Origin of the sequence: Acinetobacter lwoffii (assembly GCF_024129685.1) — a bacterium.
In the GTDB taxonomy this organism is placed as follows: Bacteria; Pseudomonadota; Gammaproteobacteria; order Pseudomonadales; family Moraxellaceae; genus Acinetobacter; species Acinetobacter lwoffii_X.
Genome location: NZ_JAMXXL010000008.1, coordinates 35,771 through 57,028 on the forward strand (window position 1 = coordinate 35,771; position 21,258 = coordinate 57,028).

At 43.5% G+C, this 21,258-nt stretch carries 14 protein-coding genes; 11 read left to right on the plus strand and 3 right to left on the minus strand.

What is annotated here, in order from left to right:
* Positions 1-18: 18 nt before the first annotated feature.
* Positions 19-2,055 carry a choline transporter gene (locus NI464_RS05650; protein ID WP_005246314.1) on the minus strand — a complete coding sequence of 679 codons (2,037 nt, stop codon included), beginning with the start codon at positions 2,053-2,055 and terminating at the stop codon, positions 19-21.
* Between the two features lie 270 nt (positions 2,056-2,325).
* On the opposite strand from NI464_RS05650, the gene betI reads away from it, so the two are divergent.
* The 5 genes from betI (at position 2,326) to NI464_RS05675 (ending at position 9,532) form a co-directional block, all read left to right on the plus strand.
* A complete protein-coding gene (gene betI / locus NI464_RS05655) occupies positions 2,326-2,904 on the plus strand; it encodes a transcriptional regulator BetI (RefSeq protein ID WP_004731001.1) in 579 nt (192 codons plus the stop codon).
* 21 nt (positions 2,905-2,925) lie between these two features.
* Positions 2,926-4,401: a betaine-aldehyde dehydrogenase gene (gene betB / locus NI464_RS05660; RefSeq protein ID WP_121980144.1), complete on the plus strand. Its 1,476-nt coding sequence runs from the start codon at positions 2,926-2,928 to the stop codon at positions 4,399-4,401.
* 10 nt (positions 4,402-4,411) lie between these two features.
* Positions 4,412-6,067 carry a choline dehydrogenase gene (gene betA / locus NI464_RS05665; protein WP_121980143.1) on the plus strand — a complete coding sequence of 552 codons (1,656 nt, stop codon included), beginning with the start codon at positions 4,412-4,414 and terminating at the stop codon, positions 6,065-6,067.
* A gap of 127 nt (positions 6,068-6,194) precedes the next feature.
* Positions 6,195-6,965 (plus strand): TorF family putative porin, encoded by a 771-nt coding sequence (locus NI464_RS05670; RefSeq protein WP_121980142.1) that lies wholly within the window; start codon positions 6,195-6,197, stop codon positions 6,963-6,965.
* 365 nt (positions 6,966-7,330) lie between these two features.
* Positions 7,331-9,532, plus strand: a complete 2,202-nt coding sequence (locus tag NI464_RS05675; protein ID WP_121980141.1) for an OsmC domain/YcaO domain-containing protein — start codon at positions 7,331-7,333, stop codon at positions 9,530-9,532.
* Between the two features lie 258 nt (positions 9,533-9,790).
* Here NI464_RS05675 and NI464_RS05680 read toward each other — a convergent pair whose 3' ends face one another.
* Positions 9,791-11,503, minus strand: coding sequence for an electron transfer flavoprotein-ubiquinone oxidoreductase (locus NI464_RS05680; protein WP_253137940.1), 1,713 nt, complete (start codon positions 11,501-11,503; stop codon positions 9,791-9,793).
* Positions 11,504-11,726: 223 nt separating this feature from the next.
* Positions 11,727-12,563 carry an IclR family transcriptional regulator gene (locus tag NI464_RS05685; RefSeq protein WP_004280319.1) on the minus strand — a complete coding sequence of 279 codons (837 nt, stop codon included), beginning with the start codon at positions 12,561-12,563 and terminating at the stop codon, positions 11,727-11,729.
* A 503-nt stretch (positions 12,564-13,066) separates the two neighbouring features.
* On the opposite strand from NI464_RS05685, the gene NI464_RS05690 reads away from it, so the two are divergent.
* From NI464_RS05690 to NI464_RS05715, 6 genes are all read left to right on the plus strand, one after another.
* Entirely contained in the window at positions 13,067-14,221 is a 1,155-nt protein-coding gene (locus tag NI464_RS05690; protein ID WP_004730987.1) for an acyl-CoA dehydrogenase family protein, read from the plus strand.
* Between the two features lie 31 nt (positions 14,222-14,252).
* On the plus strand, positions 14,253-15,452 hold the full coding sequence (locus NI464_RS05695) for an acyl-CoA dehydrogenase (RefSeq protein WP_253137941.1): 1,200 nt from the start codon (positions 14,253-14,255) through the stop codon (positions 15,450-15,452).
* Between the two features lie 254 nt (positions 15,453-15,706).
* Positions 15,707-16,987 carry an MFS transporter gene (locus tag NI464_RS05700; RefSeq protein WP_004646972.1) on the plus strand — a complete coding sequence of 427 codons (1,281 nt, stop codon included), beginning with the start codon at positions 15,707-15,709 and terminating at the stop codon, positions 16,985-16,987.
* A 40-nt stretch (positions 16,988-17,027) separates the two neighbouring features.
* Complete coding sequence (locus NI464_RS05705) at positions 17,028-17,699, plus strand: 3-oxoacid CoA-transferase subunit A (protein WP_004730985.1); 672 nt, start codon at positions 17,028-17,030, stop codon at positions 17,697-17,699.
* Positions 17,699-18,358 carry a 3-oxoacid CoA-transferase subunit B gene (locus tag NI464_RS05710; protein ID WP_004646970.1) on the plus strand — a complete coding sequence of 220 codons (660 nt, stop codon included), beginning with the start codon at positions 17,699-17,701 and terminating at the stop codon, positions 18,356-18,358. The genes NI464_RS05705 and NI464_RS05710 overlap by 1 nt, the downstream gene beginning before the upstream one ends.
* A 206-nt stretch (positions 18,359-18,564) precedes the next feature.
* Entirely contained in the window at positions 18,565-21,144 is a 2,580-nt protein-coding gene (locus tag NI464_RS05715) for a bifunctional diguanylate cyclase/phosphodiesterase (protein WP_016806740.1), read from the plus strand.
* Positions 21,145-21,258 lie beyond the last annotated feature (114 nt).

The following is a 21,258-nucleotide window of genomic DNA, read 5'->3' on the forward strand; positions in this document are numbered from 1 at the left end:
TTCCGTAGTTGAGAGATCCTAGATTTCACGATCCGGGAACAGCGGACGTTTACCTGGGCTAATACGGTTAATATGTAGATACATCATATGGCGTTCATATTTATCCAGGATGTCATTGATCACCTGTTCCTTACTGTAACCGACCAGATCGTTTCCCTGAGAGCCTTCAAACAGATAACTTTCCAGACGATAGTAATAACGTTTGGTTCGTTTACCACGTGAACTGAAATTTGGCGTGTCATAGCGTACCGGCCATATTTCGTAGACAAAGTTTTCTTCTTCATCGAGCTGAATGGTCAGATCCAGATGATACAGTTCAGGTTCTTCCTCAAGCGATTTTTCCTGAATATTTACTTGAATACCTTTGTCAATTAACTCGGTTGCAACGGCCTCAATGGCTGGTTTGCAAACATTGTCCAGCATGGTCCGCGTCTGGGACAGGCTTGGATGCAGCATGACCCGGCTCAGACGCTTCTTCCAGTTCAAAATATCCACATTACCGACCACAGGTGCCGCATTCAGGCTGGTGCTTGCCTGACGAAAATCCTCCAGACGCAAGGACTTATACAGTCCCGCCATCACAAAGAAAATGACGAAACTAAAAGGCAGACCCATAATAATTGTGGTGTTCTGTAATGCTGTCACGCCATTCGCCATGAGCATTGCCAAAGTCAGCAAACCGATGGCAATGGCCCAGAACACACTCAGCCAGCGCGGTGAATCATGTTCAATATTAGTGAATTTGGTCGTGAAATTTCCCAATACCAATGCCCCCGAGTCCGCTGAGGTCACATAGAACAGTAAGCCGGTAATGGTGGCGACACCTGCAGTAAACATAAAGCCTGGATACTGCGCCAGCAGATCATAAAAACCATGTGCCGGATTTTCTAAAACTGTCGTAGCAAGTTGAGTATTACCATCAAAAATCACGCTGTATAAAGCACTGTTACCGAAAATAGACAACCAGGTCAGGGTAAATAACAGAGGAATAACCAAAGTCCCGGTGACAAATTCGCGAATGGTACGACCACGGGAAATACGGGCCAGGAACAGACCAACAAAAGGTGACCAGGCGATCCACCATGCCCAGAAGAACAGGGTCCAGCTATTCATCCACTCTTTCGGTTGTTCAAAAGGAAAACTGGTTAAAGAAAGTTTCGGGAACTGGCTGATATAGTCACCAAAATTTTGAATCAAGGCGGCTAATAAAAACTCGGTATTGCCTACAAACAGAATGAATAGCAGCAGCCCAATTGACACATAGATATTAATCTCAGACAGGATCCGGATGCCTTTATTGACACCGGCAGTGACTGAAATAATAGTAATAATCACAGCAACGGCGATGAGTGCGGTTTGAATCCAGATATTTTCTGGTAAATCAAACAATACATGCAGGCCATAATTTAATTGCACAACGCCAATCCCGCAGGTGGTGGCAATCCCGAAAATCGTGCCGAGTACTGCAGCCGTATCCACAGTATGGCCAATTGGACCATTAATTTTTTTTCCAAAAATAGGATAGAGTGCTGATCGAATGGTGAGCGGTAAATTATAGCGATAGCTGAAATAACCTAGCGCGACCCCAATCAGTGCATACATACTCCAGCCGGTTAAACCGTAGTGAAACAGGGTCCATACCATGGACTGGCGCGCAGCTTCGAAGGTTTCACCTTCGCCTACAGGCGGATTTATATAATGCGAAAGCGGTTCCGCCACTGAGAAAAACATCAGGTCAATCCCGATTCCGGCAGAAAATAGCATCGCCGACCAACTCAACAGGCTAAATTCTGGCTTGGAATGTTTGGGGCCTAATTTAATCTCGCCATAACGGGAACAGGCGATAAAGACGATAAAAACCAGATACAGCGTTGCCGCTAGCAGGTAATACCAGCTAAAGGTACGACTGACCCAGTTTAAAATATTGATAATGACTTGATTGGCTTGTTCATTAAATAAAATGGTAATGATAGAAAACAGCAGAATAAGTGTCGCCGAAAAATAAAAAACTACTTTATTCAGACCATCTTGCATCTCTTCATTTTTCTTTTGCATAAATCCATGACCATCGTGTTGTTGCCGGATGATCTACAGTGCAGTGTGATTTAAAAGCAAAAGCCTGCGGTAAAGCTTCCTTGTTTTCGTGAATTACAAACTTTTGCAAATCCAAAACAAACTGCGCTGTACATCAAGGGTGAGCTGGCACTATAATTTTTATTAATTGAACGTTCAATTAAAAAAGCGTTTATGAATTGTTACATCATTCAGCTATTTGCTTTAGCAGAGTGACTTTCTATTGTTATATCCGTTATTCAGGTTAGTCTTATGCCAAAAGTTGGTATGCAACCGATCCGTCGCCAGCAACTGATCGATGCCACCTTAGCTGCAGTGAATGAGCTAGGTTTTGCAGAAGCTTCAATTAGTCAGATTGCTCAGAGGGCAGGTGTCTCAACCGGCATCATAAGTCATTATTTTCAAGGTAAAAATGGCTTGATTGAAGCCACAATGCGTTACTTATTGCAGCAATTGGGTAAATCTGTTGCACAGATAAAGATACAGGTTGATGACTTACCGGAGCAGCGCTTACTGGCGATCGTACGTGGTAATTTTGCTGCTCCACAAACCGACAAGGCGGCCATGAAAGTCTGGTTGGCGTTCTGGGCTAGCAGTTTGCATCAACCTGAGTTACATCGGTTACAGCAGATCAATCATTACCGCTTACATTCCAACCTTAAATATGAATTCATGAAAAAGTTGAATAAAGACCAGGCAGAGAAAGCCGCTCAAGGTTTGGCAGCATTGATTGATGGATTCTGGTTAAGAGGTGCTTTGGTAAATGGCGAAATTGACCCAGAACTGCCGATTGAACTGTGTAGTGAATATATCCGGCAACAACTCAAATAACCCACCTGCGAGGAAATTCCATTGACAACATTCAAACTGCAACGTCCTTATATTCATGGACAATATGTCGATGCAACGTCCAATAGCACGTTTCAAACGATTAATCCTGCAACAGGCGAAATTCTGGCAGACGTGCAGGTATGTACGCGAAAAGATATCGATCGCGCTGTTGAATCGGCACAACAAGGACAAAAAGTCTGGGCAGAAATGACGGCGATTCAACGTTCCCGTATTTTGAACAAGGCTGTTGCCATCCTCCGTGAACGTAATGACGAGCTGGCGCGTTTAGAAAGTCTCGACAGTGGTAAAGCTTTCAGTGAAACATCCACCGTCGATATTGCGACAGGTGCAGATGTACTCGAATACTATGCAGGTATTTTGCCAGCATTAGAAGGCCAGCAAATCCCGCTCAGAAGCAGTTCGTTTGTTTATACTCGCCGTGAACCTTTGGGTGTGGTTGCCGGGATTGGTGCATGGAATTATCCGGTTCAAATTGCCTTATGGAAATCTGCACCTGCACTGGCAGCAGGCAATGCCATGATCTTTAAAGCCAGTGAAGTGACGCCTTTAACTGCATTAAAACTGGCAGAAATTTATACTGAAGCAGGTGTGCCGCATGGTGTCTTTAATGTGGTTACCGGCAGTGGTGAAATTGGTGGTTATCTGACTTCGCATCCTGATATTGCCAAAGTGTCGTTTACCGGTGGCGTTTCTACCGGCAAAAAGGTCATGGCGCAAGCTGCAAATTCTAGCCTGAAAGAAGTCACGATGGAGCTGGGCGGTAAGTCTCCGCTGATTATCTGTGAAGATGCCGATCTGGATTTGGCGGCCGATATTGCCATGATGGCCAATTTCTATAGTTCCGGTCAGGTGTGTACCAACGGTACTCGCGTATTTGTGCCTTTGGCATTGAAAGCAGAATTTGAAGAAAAGATTTTGCAGCGTGTTGAACATATCCGTATGGGTGATCCACTTGATCCTGAAACCAATTTCGGTCCGGTTTCCAGCTTTGAGCATATGGAAAAAGTGCTGGGCTATATCGAAAAAGGCAAGATAGAAGGGGCACGCCTATTATGTGGCGGCGGCCGTGCTAAGGATGAACAGTTTGTCCAAGGAGCTTATGTCCTGCCAACCGTATTTACCGACTGCCGTGATGACATGACCATTGTACGTGAAGAAATCTTCGGTCCAGTCATGAGCATCCTGAGTTATGACACCGAGCAAGAAGCCATTCGTCGTGCCAATGATACCGATTATGGTCTGGCTGCAGGTGTCGTCACACCAGACTTAGCCCGTGCACACCGAATTATTCATCAGGTAGAAGCGGGTATCTGCTGGATCAATACCTGGGGTGAATCGCCTGCAGAAATGCCTGTCGGTGGTTATAAACATTCCGGTGTTGGACGTGAAAATGGGCTTGTGACCTTGCAGCATTACACCCAGACCAAATCGGTTCAGGTCGAACTCAGTCCTTTCCAATCTGTATTTAGCGCATAAGGGGGATTTGATGAATTACGACTATATTATTATCGGTGCGGGCTCTGCGGGTAATGTTCTGGCAGCGCGTTTAACTGAAGATCCAGATACTAAGGTGCTATTACTTGAGGCAGGTGGCCCGGACTATCGTCTGGATTTTAGAACCCAGATGCCGGCTGCTTTAGCTTATCCTTTACAAGGACGCCGTTATAACTGGGCCTATCTGACCGATCCAGAACCCCACATGAACAATCGCCGTATGGAATGCGGCCGTGGTAAAGGTCTGGGCGGATCTTCACTGATTAATGGCATGTGCTATATCCGTGGTAATGCTATGGATCTGGAACAGTGGGCCAGCCTTAAAGGTCTGGAACACTGGAACTATGCGCAGTGTCTACCCTATTACAAAAAAGCTGAAACCCGCGATATTGGCGGCAATGACTATCATGGCGATTCAGGCCCGGTTTCAGTCGCAACGCCTAAGAATGGTAATAATGAGCTGTTTCATGCCATGGTCGAAGCTGGGGTTCAAGCCGGTTATCCACGTACTGATGACCTGAATGGCTATCAGCAGGAAGGTTTTGGGCCGATGGACCGTACTGTAACGCCGCAAGGCCGTCGTTCCAGTACAGCACGTGGTTATCTCGATATAGCCAAAGGCCGGGATAATCTCACGATTATTACCCACGCCATGACCAACCGTATTCTGTTTAATCGTAATCAGGCGATTGGTGTGGAATATTTTGAAGGACAAAATACCTTACAGCCGATTCAGGTCTTTGCAGACCGTGAAGTATTGCTATGTGCAGGTGCAATTGCCTCGCCGCAAATCCTGCAACGCTCCGGTGTAGGTCCGGCCGAACTGTTAAAAAGTCTGGATATTCCGGTGGTTCAGGACCTGCCGGGTGTGGGTGAAAACCTGCAAGACCATCTGGAAATGTACTTACAATATAAGTGCAAAAAACCGGTCAGCTTATACCCAGCATTAAAATGGTATAACCAGCCCATGATTGGCGCAGAATGGTTATTCCTGGGTAAAGGCATTGGTGCCAGCAACCAGTTTGAAGCGGGTGGCTTTATCCGTTCTTCGGATGAGTTTGAATGGCCAAACATCCAGTATCACTTCCTGCCAGTGGCGATTAACTATAATGGGACCAATGCTATTCATGAACACGGCTTCCAGGCTCATGTCGGTTCCATGCGTTCACCATCTCGTGGTCGGGTTCGCCTGAAATCCAAAGATCCGTTTGAACATCCAAGTATTCTGTTCAACTATATGAGTACTGAACAGGACTGGCGCGAATTCCGTGATGCCATCCGTATTACCCGTGAAATTATGCATCAGCCCGCCCTGGATCCCTATCGTGGTGAAGAAATCAGTCCGGGCAAAAATCTGCAAACTGATGCAGAAATTGATGAATTTGTTCGTAATCATGCAGAAACAGCGTATCATCCGTCCTGTAGCTGTAAAATGGGTGAGGATGACATGGCGGTTGTCGATGGTTATGGACGCGTACATGGAATGCAGGGGTTGCGTGTGATTGACGCCTCGATTATGCCTTTGATCATTACCGGTAACCTCAATGCAACTACGATTATGATCGCTGAAAAACTGGCAGACCATATTCGTGGCAAACCTGCTCTTGCGCCTTCATCTGCACCTTTTTACAAGGCGCCTCGCGCTTAAATTATGGTTTTATTCCTGCCGCCTAGCAAAGCAGGAGTAAAGCGAATTTCAATTTTGTCCCAAAGCGGAGATAAAACCTCGACTGCTTTCGGTTTTATCTCCGCTTTACTTAATACATTTATATTTTATGAAAATATTCAATCAAACAGTGCTGTTTGGCTGTGCTGCTGTTTCAAGTTTTTACTGTTATGCCGATGGTGCGGAAGTAAAACAAATAGAAGCAAGCGGAAACTTGAGTGTGGTCTCCAAATACGTCTCCCGCGGTTTGACCAATGCGCCTGAAAATGATGATGTTGCTGTACAGGCTGCATTGAATCTGGCTTATGGTAATTTTTATGTCGGATATTGGGGATCTACGCTTGGATACTCTTATGCAGAAGTGCAGGGGCGTCAGGGACATCGTTCAGACAAATTCGAGCATAACTTTCTGCTGGGTTATACCCATAGCAGCGAAAATTATGATTGGGATCTATGGAACGCAACCTATTATTATCCGGGCGGTGAGAACACCACTGGAAATGAGCTGGGTTTAAATGTAAGTCGTACATTGAATGATCAGACCAGTATCGGCGCCAGCGTATCGACCTATCTGTATGATGTGGCTTATGCCAATCAGGGCGATACTTTTTATACGCTTAACCTGAGCCACCAGTTGAATGATCGCCTGAATGCCAGCATTACAGCAGCAGGGAGCTATTTTAACGATGAAGGCAAATATGAGGGTGGTGAACTGGGCGATACCGAAAAGCAGTTTGCCTTTCGTTATGCCTCTGCCGGACTCAGTTATGCCATCTTGCCTCAATTAAGTGTGTCAGGCGAATATCTGCTGGGAGGTTATGATCGCTATGGTGAAAAGCAGCGCAATCTGGCTTTATTTGGTTTAAGTTATGATTTTTAATTAGTTCAGTTGTATGGTCTTGACTGAGGTGTTTTATCCGAAATTTGACCGGATCAAAAATCTCAGCTAAAGCTCACCAAAGCAATAGAAGAAGCAATGCAGCAAAACAGGTTATAAAAACTGAATATATCCTGTTTTTGTTTGCGTCATTTACGAGAAATATGCCGGAAAAACTCACAAACGTTATCAATTTCATCAAATGACTCTATAATAGCGCCCATCCTTAAAGGGTTCGCCGTAGCAGCATGGCTACGTCATTACCCTGATTCATTTTTAAGTCAAGTTCTCCTGCGTAATTCGGCTTGTACATTCAGATTCAGCATCTTATCTGTCCATGTGGCACATAAGAACATTTAGGTGTCCACATGGAAATCAAGGTCAATTATCTCGACAATCTCCGCCAAGAAGCCAAATTTGATGACTTCACGGTAATTGCCGATCAACCGATTCGCTATAAAGGCGATGGTTCCGCTCCCGGCCCATTCGATTATTTTCTGGCCTCATCGGCGCTTTGTGCAGCTTACTTTGTCAAAGTATATTGTGCAGCACGTGATATTCCGACTGATAATATCCGCCTTTCGCAAAATAATATTGTTGATCCTGAAAACCGCTATAAACAGATTTTTAAAATTCAGGTGGAGCTGCCGGCTGATATTTCTGAAAAAGATCGCCAAGGAATTTTACGTTCGATCGACCGTTGTACCGTCAAGAAAGTAATTCAAACCGGTCCTGAATTTGTCATTGAAGAAGTGGAAAGTATCGATGCAGATGCTCAAGCCTTGTTAATGCCAAGTCTGGCTTCTGATCATACGACTTTTATTCCGGGTAAAGACCTTCCGCTGGAAGAAACCATTGCCAATATGTCTGCAATTCTGGCAGGCCTTGGCATGAAGATTGAAATCGCGTCTTGGCGTAATATCGTGCCGAATGTGTGGTCATTGCATATCCGTGATGCGCAGTCGCCAATGTGTTTTACCAATGGTAAGGGCTCAACCAAAGAAAGTGCGCTGGCATCTGCTTTGGGTGAATTTATTGAGCGTCTGAACTGTAACTTCTTCTATAATGACCAGTTCTGGGGTGAAGATATTGCCAATGCAGAATTTGTGCATTATCCGGATGAAAAATGGTTCCAGCCAGGTCCAAATGGCGAGTTGCCAGCAGAAGTTTTAGATGAACATACCCGTGAAATTTATGATCCAGAAGATGAGTTATTGGGTACCCATCTTTATGATACTAATTCGGGGAACAAGGCTCGCGGTATCTGTTCATTGCCATTTGTACGTCAGTCTGATGGTGAAACCGTTTATTTCCCATCAAATCTAATCGAAAACCTTTACTTAAGTAACGGGATGAGCGCCGGGAATACCTTGGCTGAAGCGCAAGTACAATGTCTGTCTGAAATTTTTGAGCGTGCGGTAAAACGCGAAATTCTGGAAGGTGAACTGGCACTACCGGATGTGCCTGAACATGTTCTGGCAAAATATCCAAAAATTGTTGAAGGCATTAAAGGCCTAGAAGAACAGGGCTTCCCGGTTCTGGTCAAAGATGCATCTTTAGGCGGTCAGTTCCCGGTCATGTGTGTCACCTTGATGAACCCACGTACCGGCGGTGTATTTGCCTCATTTGGTGCCCATCCAAACTTTGAAGTGGCTTTGGAACGCAGTCTGACTGAGTTATTGCAAGGCCGTAGTTTTGAAGGTCTGAATGATCTGCCAAAACCAACCTTTAGCAGTAATGCCGTGACTGAACCAAATAACTTCGTCGAGCATTTCATCGACTCGAGCGGTGTAGTGTCTTGGCGTTTCTTCAGCGCGAAATCAGATTATGATTTTGTCGAGTGGGATTTCACTAATAACGGTCAAAATTCGAATGCGGACGAAGCTCAGGAATTATTCACGATTCTGGAAGACATGGGCCATGAAGTTTATATGGCGGTGTATCAGCATCTAGGTGCAACAGCTTGCCGTATTCTGGTACCGGGCTATTCGGAAATTTATCTGGTAGAAGATCTGGTTTGGGACAATACCAACAAGGCTTTGTTATATCGTGAAGATATCCTGAATCTGCACCGTCTGGATGATGAACAACTGCAAGCATTGGTTGAGCGTCTGGAAGAAGCAGATGAGGATGACTATACCGAAATCAAAACCTTGATCGGTATCGAGTTCGATGAAAATACTGAATGGGGCCAACTCACTATTCTGGAACTGAAACTGCTGATTTATGTGGCTTTGCAGCAATTTGAAGAAGCCAAAGATCTGGTTGAGCAGTTCCTGCAGTTCAATACCAATACCGTTGAACGTGGCCTGTTCTACCAGTGCATGAATGTCGTTCTGGAAGTCATTCTGGATGATGAAATGGAACTGGATGATTATGAGCACAACTTCCGCCGTATGTTTGGTGATGCCCGTATGGATGCCGTTCTAGGTTCAATCGAAGGCACAGTTCGTTTCTATGGTTTGACCGAAACCAATATGCAGCTTGAAGGACTGGACCGTCATTTACGCCTGATTGACAGTTACAAGAAACTGCATGCGGCGCGTGCAAAGTTTGTGGCTCAGCAATAATCCATAGATGAATGACTAAAAGTTTTCGTTATTTGTTTTAAATCTTAAAGATGGCTTACTCGGTTTCGAATAGGCCATTTTTATCTCTGACCCTATATGCAATCTTTTCTATTATTTCTATTCTAGCTTATTAATTCCAGCTCCCGAGGGAACTGGGATTACCTAAAAAATTAAAGTGAAGTGTTAATACTAACTGCTTCAAGATTGGGTATGTGAATGTGAGAAATAGATGTATTTTTCTCCTTCACAGGAATTACCTTACATATTCGGGTAATTCGGACCACCACCACCTTCCGGTGTCACCCAGGTGATGTTCTGTGACGGATCCTTGATGTCACAGGTCTTGCAGTGCACACAGTTGGCTGCATTGATCTGGAAACGCTTGGAACCGTCATTATTTTCCATAATTTCATAGACTCCCGCCGGGCAGTAACGCTGTGCAGGCTCGTCCCATGTCGGCAGGTTGACTTCCACCGGAATAGAGGCATCGGTGAGTTTTAAATGCGCTGGCTGGTTTTCTTCATGGACCGTATTCGATACAAACACTGAAGACAGACGGTCAAAGGTCAGCTTGCCATCCGGTTTTGGATAGTTTGGCTTGAAGCTTTCAGCCGCCTGGGTTTTCAACGCAGCATGATCCTGAACCAGATCGTGCAGGGTAAATGGCACTTTAAACACGTTCTGATCGATGAAGTTAAACGCGCCACCGATCCATTGACCGAACTTGTGCATTGCCGGGCCAAAGTTACGCGAGTTATATAGCTCTTCTTTCAGCCAGCTGTTGTTGAACTTGTCGGTATACGCGGTCAGTTCCTTGACAAAGAAATCTTCGCCCTCTGCCACACGCGCCACCGCCAGATCACCGCCTTTTTCGACACCAGCAGCAATCGCCTCAAATACCGCTTCACCGCAGAGCATGCCGGATTTCATCGCCGTATGAGAACCCTTGATCTTGGCAAAGTTCAGGAAGCCTGCATCATCACCAATTAACGAGCCACCTGGGAAAGTGAATTTTGGTAGTGAGTTAAAGCCACCTTTGGTCACGGCACGCGCACCATAGGAAATACGCTTACCACCTTCCAGATATTGCTTGATTAAAGGATGGGTTTTCCAGCGCTGCATTTCCATGAACGGATACATATGCGGGTTAGTGTAAGAAAGATCCACGATCATGCCCAGGGTCACCTGATTGTTCTCGGCGTGGTAGAGCCACCATCCGCCTGAAGAACCAGTTTCAGAAAGCGGCCAGCCGGCACCATGCATGACCAGACCCGGTTTGTGCTTGGCAGGATCGATTTCCCAAAGCTCTTTAATGCCGATACCGTAGTGCTGCGGATCAGCGTCCTTATCCAGGTTGAACTTCTGGATCAGACGTTTACCGAGGTGACCACGACAGCCTTCAGCAAAGATGGTGTATTTGGCATGCAGTTCATAACCCGGGGTAAAGTTATGCGTCGGCTCGCCATCTTTACCAATGCCCATGTCACCGGTTTGGATGCCTTTGACTGTGTCATCGGCATGATACAGAATTTCTGATGCCGCAAAGCCCGGGAAGATCGATACTTCGAGTTCTTCGGCTTTCTGGCCTAACCAGCGCACCACGTTGCCGAGCGAGATGACATAGTTGCCATCGTTATGCATGGTTTTAGGCACCATCCAGTGCGGTGCTTCCTGTGATTTTTCATCTGACAGCAGGAAGAAGGTTTTATCTTCAGTCACCGGGACATTCAGCGGGGCACCTTGTTCTTTCCAGTCCGGGAACAACTCGTTCATAGCTCGTGGTTCAAGTACAGCACCAGACAGAATATGTGCACCGACTTCGGAGCCTTTTTCTACGACACAAACGGACAAATCGTTTAAGTTGTTTTCAATTGCAAGCTGACGGATTTTGATGGCAGCAGAAAGACCCGCAGGGCCTGCGCCTACGATGACGACGTCAAACTCCATCGATTCTCTTGTTATATCTTCCATAATATAAAATCCAATTTCGCTATACGATATTTATAGCATTATCTAAATCGGTTATGAAGCTTATTTTTGATCTTTTTATTTGGAATAGGAATTTATCTTTTTTAAATCTTATCTATTTCGCAGCATTAAAAAGGTTTGCTGAGAATTCTGGATAAAGGAAGAAGATGTGTAGATTGGGTATTCAAAAAAAGAGCGACTTAATGTCGCTCTGATGATTAATTTTTTATATGTTATTGAGATTCATCGCAATATTGTTCACCATGTGAATCAGACGCGGTCCAATTTCATTTTCCAGTTTTTCCTGATTTAACAGATAACTTGGAGCACCACAGTTAAATGTTAAAATTCCATGTTTGGGATGAACCAGTGGAACTGCCACGGAATTCACATCTTTTGCCCAGTCACCTAGAGAGAGACAGTAGCCATAATCCTGATAATCACGGATTGCACGTTCCAGATTACGCTTGATGGTTGGCCACTGATCTTCGTTTCTTTTCTTGATGGCATCAAATAAATATTCGCGTTCTTTTACATCCATCGCTGCCAGACAGGCACGTCCCATGGCACTGCTATGAATTGGTAAAGTCGAACCGACCGGGCGGCGCATGGTCAGCGTCGATTCTGTATGTACTACTTCCAGATAAATCATACTCAAACGGTCACGGGTAGCCATTGCCACGGGGGCTTGGGAATAGCGTGACATTTCTTCCATAAACGGATAAGCCTGAGTACGTGCAGAAATATTACTCAAAGCTGCATAGCCTAAAGCCAATACCCCAACATCCAGCAGATATTTCGTGGTATTCGGCAGTTGTTTTAAATAACCTAAAGAAACCAGTGTGCTGGTAATACGGGCTACAGTTGGCTTGGGCAAGTTGGTTAATTGTGCAATTTCCTGATTGCCAAGCAATTGATTGGTCGCTGAAAAGCAACGCAAGATTTCCAATCCACGCGCAATAGACGCAATAAATTGAGGATTATTTTCTCTATGAATATGTGAAATCGGATCTAAACGGATTTCATCAAAGTTGGGAATTTCACCAGTTTTATTTTTTGTCATGGTCAGGGCAATTAAAGTTAAATTAATGAATATGATAGCAACATAATTTCACGATACAAAATAAAACACTTCTACAAAAGATAAAATATAGGAAAAAGTGCCGAAATTATTTGTGGTCGGAAAGAATTTTGTTACTCAAGTTTAAAGACAACATAAAATCATCTAGTTATTAGGTTTAATACGTAGCCAACACATTTAAGAAGTTTCGATTTCTCCGAAAGAGTCAGTGATCGATAAGTATTACAGCAAGAAAAAAAGGTTTAATTATCTATTCAAAAAAACTGATAAATAAGACAATTATTCATCAAAATATTTCGTATCGTGAAATTAAATCTTAAACATAAATTAACTGGAATACCAGAAAAATTTCATTTTTTGTTTAAAAAATAGAATTTTTAATAATTTCACTTGCTCAAAACGATTTTATATGATTATTTATTTCGTAATACGAAACAAAAATAAGGGTAAAGGAATTTACCTAAATCATATCCATGGAGATTCATATGATTCGTGATCCGGAAATGCTAGACCAACTTCTGTCAACGATTCGCGATTTTGTAAAAAATGAACTGGTGCCTCTTGAGCATGAAGTAGAAGAGAACAACGCCATTCCTGAACATATTGTGGAACAGATGAAAGAGTTAGGTTTATTTGGCCTGACAATTCCTGAAGAATATGGTGGTTTAGGCATTACCATGGAAGAAGAAATTCTGGTCGCGATGGAGTTAGGTCATACATCAGCTGCATTCCGCTCTTTAATTGGTACTAACAACGGCATTGGCTCAAGTGGCATCATTATCGACGGTACAGAAGAACAAAAACAGAAATATTTACCGCGTTATGCAACGGGCGAAATTATTGGTTCATTCTGTTTGACCGAACCGGATTCCGGCTCAGACGCTGCTGCTTTAAAAACCAGTGCAGTCAAAGACGGCGATTATTATATTTTAAACGGAACTAAACGCTTTATCACCAATGCACCACGTGCCACGACATTTACCGTGATGGCACGTACCAATCAAGAGATTAAAGGTGCGAGCGGTATTTCAGCATTTCTAGTCGAAGCAGGCACACTTGGTTTAAGCCTAGGTAAAATTGACAAGAAAATGGGCCAACATGGTTCCTATACCTGTGATGTAATTTTTGATAACTGTAAAGTGCATAAAGATCAGCTGATTGGCGGTGTAGAAGGGATTGGCTTCAAAACAGCAATGCGCGTTCTAGATAAGGGCCGTCTGCACATTGCCGGTTATAGCGTCGGCATGGCAGAGCGTATGCTGGAAGATGCACTTAACTATGCAGTGGAACGCAAACAGTTTGGCCAGCCCATTGCGAATTTCCAGCTAATCCAAGGTATGTTGGCAGACTCCAAAGCCGAGATTTATGCAGCCAAATGTATGGTGCTGGATGCTGCGCGTCTACGTGATGCTGGCCAAAATGTTACGACTGAAGCCTCTTGTGCCAAAATGTTTGCAACTGAAATGTGTGGTCGAGTTGCTGATCGCTGTTTGCAGATTCATGGTGGAGCGGGTTATATCAGTGAATATTCAATTGAACGTTTCTACCGTGATGTGCGTCTGTTCCGTTTATATGAAGGAACCACACAAATCCAGCAAATTATTATTGCGCGTGAAATGATTAAACAAGCAACCGCCTAATCTCATAATTTTAAAATAAGGAAATATTAAAATGACGACAAAAATTAGATTTGATTGGCAAGACCCGTTTTTAATAGAACAGCAACTGACATCAGAAGAGCGCATGATTCGCGATGCAGCGGCAGCGTACTGTCAAGACAAACTGATGCCGCGTGTACTGGAACAGTTCCGTCATGAAAAAACCGATCCGGCTATTTTCCGTGAAATGGGAGAACTGGGTTTACTCGGTCCAACCATTCCGGAACAGTACGGCGGTGCAGGTTTAAATTATGTCAGTTATGGTCTGATTGCTCGTGAAGTTGAACGTGTCGATTCAGGTTACCGTTCAATGGCCAGCGTACAAAGCTCTCTGGTGATGGTACCCATTAATGAATTTGGTTCTGAAGAGCAAAAGCAGAAGTATTTACCAAAATTAGCAACCGGTAAATATATTGGTTGCTTCGGCTTGACCGAGCCGGATCATGGTTCGGATCCGGGCAGCATGATTAGCCGTGCTAAAAAAGTCGAGGGTGGTTACCGTTTAACTGGCGCAAAAATGTGGATTACCAATAGTCCGATTGCCGATGTATTTGTAGTTTGGGCCAAAGAAGTTTCTGCCGAAGGTAATATCGGTGACATTCGTGGCTTTATTTTAGAAAAAGGCTGGGAAGGGCTTTCTGCTCCAACGATTCACGGCAAGGTGGGTCTACGTGCCTCAATCACCGGTGAAATTGTAATGGATAACGTCTTTGTTCCAGAAGAAAATGCATTTCCGGAAGTTCGCGGTTTAAAAGGGCCTTTTACCTGCTTGAATAGTGCACGTTACGGGATTGCCTGGGGTGCCATGGGAGCTGCAGAGTTCTGCTGGCATACCGCACATCAATACACCATGGACCGTAAACAGTTTGGTCGACCACTCGCTGCGAATCAGCTGATCCAGAAGAAACTGGCAGATATGCAAACTGAAATTGCACTCGGTTTGCAGGTGGCTTTACGTTTTGGCCGCATGAAGGATGAAGGCATTGCTTCAGTTGAAGGTACATCACTGATCAAGCGCAACAACTGCGGCAAGGCACTGGATATTGCCCGTTTGGCCCGTGACATGATGGGTGGAAATGGCATTAGCGATGAATTCGGTGTAGCCCGTCATCTGGTTAATCTGGAAGTGGTAAATACCTATGAAGGTACCCATGATGTACATGCCCTGATTTTAGGTCGTGCACAAACCGGAATTGCAGCCTTTTGCAACTAAACCTGACATCAACTTCTAGCCAGCATTGCTGGCTAGATTGTTTTACGGGTTTAAGAATTGTGCTTAATCACATCATTCAATGTATTGCTACGTGATTTCTGCAGAGAAAATTTATCAAGAACTTTGAAAATCATTTTATACCACCTTGCTAAAGCGTGGTAATGATCAGCGAATATTCTATATTTCACCTAAATAATTAAGTGAAATATGCGTTTTAAAAAGGCACAGGAGTGCCGAAAAGTAGAAAGAGCATTATGGATACGATCAGTTCACAACAACACCCAGTGGAAGGTGGAAACGAACCCAAGCAAAGAGTCTGGATTCTGGCCTTTATTTTCTCATTTTTAGCATTATTGGTTGATGGTGCTGATATTGCGTTATTAGCCTACAGTCTGACCAGTCTGAAACAAGAGTTTTCATTAAGTAATATGCAGGCCGGTGCCTTAGGGAGCTGGACGCTTGCAGGCATGGCTATCGGCGGTTTTTTTGGTGGCTGGGCTTGTGACCGTTTTGGCCGGGTTCGTGTGATCGTCATTGCCATTGCATTATTTTCTTCATTAACCTTCTGGTTAGGATTCGTAGAAAGTTATGATCAGTTCAAATGGCTGCGCTTTACGTCTGCGATTGGACTAGGTGCTCTATATATTGCCTGTAACACACTCATGGCAGAGTATGTACCCACCAAATATCGCTCTACAGTATTGGCAACGCTTATGACTGGCTGGACTTTAGGCTCGGTGGTCGCAACTGTTCTGGCTGGATGGCTATTGCCTGAATTTGGCTGGCGATACCTCTATTATATTGCCATTATTCCAATTGTACTGGCCTTCGCGATGTACTTCTTGGTGCCTGAGCCGAAAGCTTGGTTAGATGCGCGTAAAGCACGCCTGGATGCAAAAGCCAGTGGTATTCTGCAGGAAAAACCAAAAAATACTTTTAAAATGATTTTTGAAGATGCACTTAGCCGTCGCATGTTTATCCTCTGGTCCTTCAGTACCGCATTTTTACAGTTTGGATATTATGGAGTCAGCAACTGGCTACCGGCGTATTTAGAGACTGATCTGGGAATCAAGTTTAAAGAAATGACCATGTATATGATCGGGACTTTCCTGATCATGATGTGTACCAAAGTTATTGCTGGTTTTATCGCTGACCGGATTGGCCGTCGTGCGGTATTTGCTTTCGGCACTATGGGTACTGCAATTTTTATCCCTGTGATTGTCTTTGGTAATACGCCGGATAATATCCTCTGGCTGATGTTATTTTTCGGTTTTCTCTATGGTATTCCATACGGTATTAATGCGACTTACATGACAGAAAGCTTCTCCACCAAAGTGCGTGGAACAGCAGTGGGTGGGGCATATAACGTAGGCCGACTGGGTGCGGTGTTTGCACCTCTTACCATTGGCTATTTTGCTCAAGGAGGCTCAATTGGTACCGGCTTACTGATTATGGGCATTGCCTATTTTCTTTGCGGCCTGATACCCGCTTTCTTTATTAAAGACCGCTTATTTGATCCACAAAAGGCAGATTAATCTGCACTCGTAATATAGATAGAACATGCTAGGAAGCAATATGATGAATAAAATCACGCAGGATATCGAGACGGTACTTAAGCAAATTCCTGATGGTGCACACATTATGACCAGTGGTTTTGGCCTGGCAGGTCAGCCGGTAGAATTAATCGAAGCATTAATTGACTTTGGTCCTAGAGACTTAACCATTATTAACAACAATGCAGCTTCTGGAGATCGTGGTCTAACCAATCTGCTGTTGTCTGGACTGGTTAAAAAAATGATCTGTTCATTTCCACGGGCCAATAACTCAACCGTCTTTGAAGATCTGTATAAAGCCGGAAAAGTTGAGCTGGAACTGGTGCCACAAGGCAATCTGGCCTGCCGTATTCAGGCAGCCGGTGCAGGCTTAGGAGCTGTTTTTACTCCAACCGGTTTTGGTACCAAAATAGCTGAGGGTAAAGAAACCCGTAATATCAATGGAAAAGATTATGTGCTGGAATATCCGATACATGCTGATTATGCCTTGGTTTATGCCAATCAGGCAGATCAGTGGGGCAACTTGACCTACCGTAAGGCAGCACGGAATTTTGGTCCGATCATGGCCAAAGCAGCAAAAACCACCATTGCACAAGTCCATCAAGTTGTGGAACTGGGAGAACTTGATCCAGAGATCATTGTAACGCCAGGAATTTTTGTACAGCATGTGGTCAAGGTTGGAGATATTAAATAATGAATATTCAAAAACGTAGTCGTGAACAGATTGTAGCTAAAGTTGCACAAGACATTCCAACCGGCTCTTTTGTAAATTTGGGTATTGGTTTACCGACACGCGTAGCAGGTTATTTAAAACCTGAACAAGGAGTAATTCTACACTCGGAAAATGGCGTTTTAGGTTTTGCTGCATTGAGTGATCCTGAACAGGCAGATGATGATCTGATTAACGCCGGCAAAGAACTCGTAAGCATGTTGCAAGGTGGCAGTTTTATGAATTCTGCCGACTCTTTCGATATCATGCGAGGCGGGCATCTGGATATCTGTATCATGGGGGCTTTCCAGGTGGCTATTAATGGTGATTTGGCGAACTGGCATACCGGTAATGCTGATGCTGTACCTGCTGTAGGCGGTGCGATGGATCTGGCGGTGGGTGCTCGCTGTGTTTATGTTTGCATGGAACATGTGACTAAAAACGGTGAAGCAAAAATTGTTGAAGAACTGACTTATCCTCTAACAGGTAAACATTGTGTCAACCGTATTTATACCGATCTCTGTGTGATTGAATTAAAAGACAACCAGGCTCAGGTTATTGAAATAGTGGATGGTTTAAGTTTTGAAGAATTGCAACGGCAGACTGGCTGTAAATTAGTGGACAGTCGTCAACAAGCAGCCTAAAAATAAGTCCGCAATATTCTGATTGAGTAAAAGTATAGTTTTAGATCACAGCTTCGGCTGTGATTTTTAAATTTTAGAATTATTATCAAATACACGTAATATTGACCATATTTCCGCATTTTAAAGATATAAATACAAACTTTTGCTAATGATTATTTGAATAATAAGTCTAAAATGTTAACAAGCTAAGGAAGGTGATAGTCTGAATGAATAATAATTGTGATGATCAAGAAATTTTTCATATTTTTAATTTGATTGGTCGCCATACTGAACTTAAACCTATCCTCGATGTCATTAGCCAGTGGCTTGAATCGCGTATTCCAGATGCGCTTGTCACCATTATGCTCTATAAGGATGACACACAAACTTTAAATATCATAAGTGGTAAACAACACTTCTCAAAAGAGTACTGTAATGCTATTCAAGATTTGAAAATTGGGCCAAATCAAGGATCGTGTGGCGTAGCTGCTTTCTTACGTCAGTTGGTTATTAGTCCGAATTTAATGAAAGACCCAAACTGGCAGCCTTATCGTGCTTTGGTAAATGCAGAAAAATTGTCTAGCTGCTGGTCTATGCCGATTATTAATGCTTCAGATATTCTGTACGGAACGTTTGCTACCTATTATCGAACACCAAAAATACCGACTGAGCATCATATTCAGCTTTTACAACAAGCGGCAAAATTAGTTGCTCTGGCAATTGAGCTTGATCAGGAACGCCAAAAAAGACATGAGCTTAATGAAAAATACAGCTCATTTTATACCTATCATCCAGATATTATTTTTGAACTTGACCTACAGGGACATGTGCTTAATACCAATATTGCTTGCGAAGAAATTACAGGTTTTTCTAAAGCGCAAATTCATGGTCAGCACTATTGTGCCTTCATACCGCCCGAATTCCATGAACTTGCTAACGTTTCATTTTCAGAAGCGGCGCAAGGTAAATCTCAACATTATGAACTTCCAATTTATAATGTTGCAGGCGATATCTTGTGGCTGGATCTGACCAATTTACCGATTATTCAAAATCAGAAAGTCACCGGTATTATTGGCATTGCCCGAGATATTACTGTATCGCGTGAAAACAAGGAGTCTCTACGATTATTAAAACGGGGGGTAGAGGCCAGTCCGAATAGTCTTTTTATTACCGATGTCTCTGAAGAAAGGCTAATGGTGTATGTAAATCCGGCTTTTCTAAAGCTCACCGGTTATACAGCAGCAGAAGTATTAGGACAAAGCTGTTTTTTCTTACAGGGTCCAGATACTGATCCGGATCAGATTGCATTACTCAAGCAAGCGGTCAAAGAACAAAAAGAAATTCAGGTGACTATAAAAAGTTACTGTAAAGATGGTAGCTGGTTCTGGAATCGTTTAACTATAGGTCCTATTTTTGACCAGACAGGAACCTGCACCCATTTTTTGGGGATTCAGGAAGATATTACCCAGCAACGTATTCACGAAGAATATATTCAGCATCAGCATACCCATGACCATTTAACCGGTTTACCGAACCAGTATGCATTCAAACAGATTCTGGAAAATATTTTTGAAGCACAGCACGAGAGCTCACAACCTTTAGTCTTGCTGTATATAGATCTGGATGATTTTAAAAATATCAATGACAGCTTAGGTCATCTGGTGGGTGACCAGATTCTCAAAATTGTAGGCGAGCGGCTGCAAAAATTTGTTCAAGGCAATAATGTGCTATGCCGCTTCGCTGAAGATGAATTTATTTTGCTGCTCTCAGGGACAGATGAGCATACTGAAGTCGAGGCGATCGCCGGAGAAATTCTTGATCTTCTTTCCATGCTGTTTATTGTTGATCAGTACAAAATACATTTAAGTGCCAGTATTGGTATTGTGGCAGATGACAGTTCGATCCATCATTCTTCTGAATTGATCTACCAGTCTGTTTTGGCGATGCAGGAAGCCAAAAGACAAGGTCGTAATATGTGGCAGTGGTATGAAAAAACCAGAATGCAGCCTGTCGCAGAAATAGACTATACCAATCTGCGTCTGGAACTCATGGAAGCGATCAATCAAGAAAATTTTGACCTGTTCTATCAGCCGCTGGTTCATCCTGAAACTGGACTGGTAACAGGTGTAGAAGCTTTAATCCGTTGGTGCCATCCACAGCAGGGTTATATTTCCCCAGCGATTTTTATTCCACTTGCAGAAAGAACTGGGCAAATTATTAGTGTAGGTCAATGGGTATTGGAAAAGGCCTGTTTAGATATTGCCGAGTGGAACAAGACACACAATAGCCAGATCACGGTATCGGTGAATATTTCTCCTTTGCAATTCCGTAGAGCAGGCTTTTTGCAGGTGCTTGAACATGCACTTGAACTCAGTCAATTACCGCCGGAATTACTTAAAATTGAAATCACGGAAGGTGTCATCATTAATGGTGCAGATCGAACCATAGAAATTTTGAAAGCAGTGCGTGCTTTAGGTGTACAGGTCGCCATTGATGACTTTGGCACAGGTTATTCGAGTCTCAGTTATCTGCGTCGCTTGCCGATTAATCAAATCAAGTTAGACCGTAGTTTTATTGAAGAGCTGACCCTCGATGGTCAGGATGCTGCAATTGTGCAATCGATTATTCATCTAGCCCATCAGCTGGATCTGGAAGTTGTCGCGGAAGGGGTCGAAACCGTAAGTCAAGCCAGTTTACTCTATCAACAGGGTTGTGATCTGCTACAAGGCTTCTTTTATGCAAAACCTGCACCTTTAACTGAATTGAAGCCTGTTTATCTCGCAATGGAAAATAGTAAATTGAATTAACTCTAAAAGTTAAGATATCAATATTTTCAACCGCTCTTCAGATAGAAAGGAAACGTTAAACAGGCTTAAAGAATTTTTCTATTTTATCAGCGTATCATCTCTATAATTTATGCT

Coding starts and splice junctions, on each gene's coding strand:
- NI464_RS05695 (WP_253137941.1), top strand. CDS start 14,253: ATGACGACAAAAATTAGATTTGATTGGCAAGACCCGTTTTTAATAGAA.
- betA (WP_121980143.1), top strand. CDS start 4,412: ATGAATTACGACTATATTATTATCGGTGCGGGCTCTGCGGGTAATGTT.
- NI464_RS05705 (WP_004730985.1), top strand. CDS start 17,028: ATGATGAATAAAATCACGCAGGATATCGAGACGGTACTTAAGCAAATT.
- NI464_RS05685 (WP_004280319.1), bottom strand. CDS start 12,563: ATGACAAAAAATAAAACTGGTGAAATTCCCAACTTTGATGAAATCCGT.
- NI464_RS05680 (WP_253137940.1), bottom strand. CDS start 11,503: ATGGAAGATATAACAAGAGAATCGATGGAGTTTGACGTCGTCATCGTA.
- NI464_RS05675 (WP_121980141.1), top strand. CDS start 7,331: ATGGAAATCAAGGTCAATTATCTCGACAATCTCCGCCAAGAAGCCAAA.
- NI464_RS05670 (WP_121980142.1), top strand. CDS start 6,195: ATGAAAATATTCAATCAAACAGTGCTGTTTGGCTGTGCTGCTGTTTCA.
- NI464_RS05650 (WP_005246314.1), bottom strand. CDS start 2,055: ATGCAAAAGAAAAATGAAGAGATGCAAGATGGTCTGAATAAAGTAGTT.
- NI464_RS05710 (WP_004646970.1), top strand. CDS start 17,699: ATGAATATTCAAAAACGTAGTCGTGAACAGATTGTAGCTAAAGTTGCA.
- NI464_RS05700 (WP_004646972.1), top strand. CDS start 15,707: ATGGATACGATCAGTTCACAACAACACCCAGTGGAAGGTGGAAACGAA.
- NI464_RS05690 (WP_004730987.1), top strand. CDS start 13,067: ATGATTCGTGATCCGGAAATGCTAGACCAACTTCTGTCAACGATTCGC.
- NI464_RS05715 (WP_016806740.1), top strand. CDS start 18,565: ATGAATAATAATTGTGATGATCAAGAAATTTTTCATATTTTTAATTTG.
- betI (WP_004731001.1), top strand. CDS start 2,326: ATGCCAAAAGTTGGTATGCAACCGATCCGTCGCCAGCAACTGATCGAT.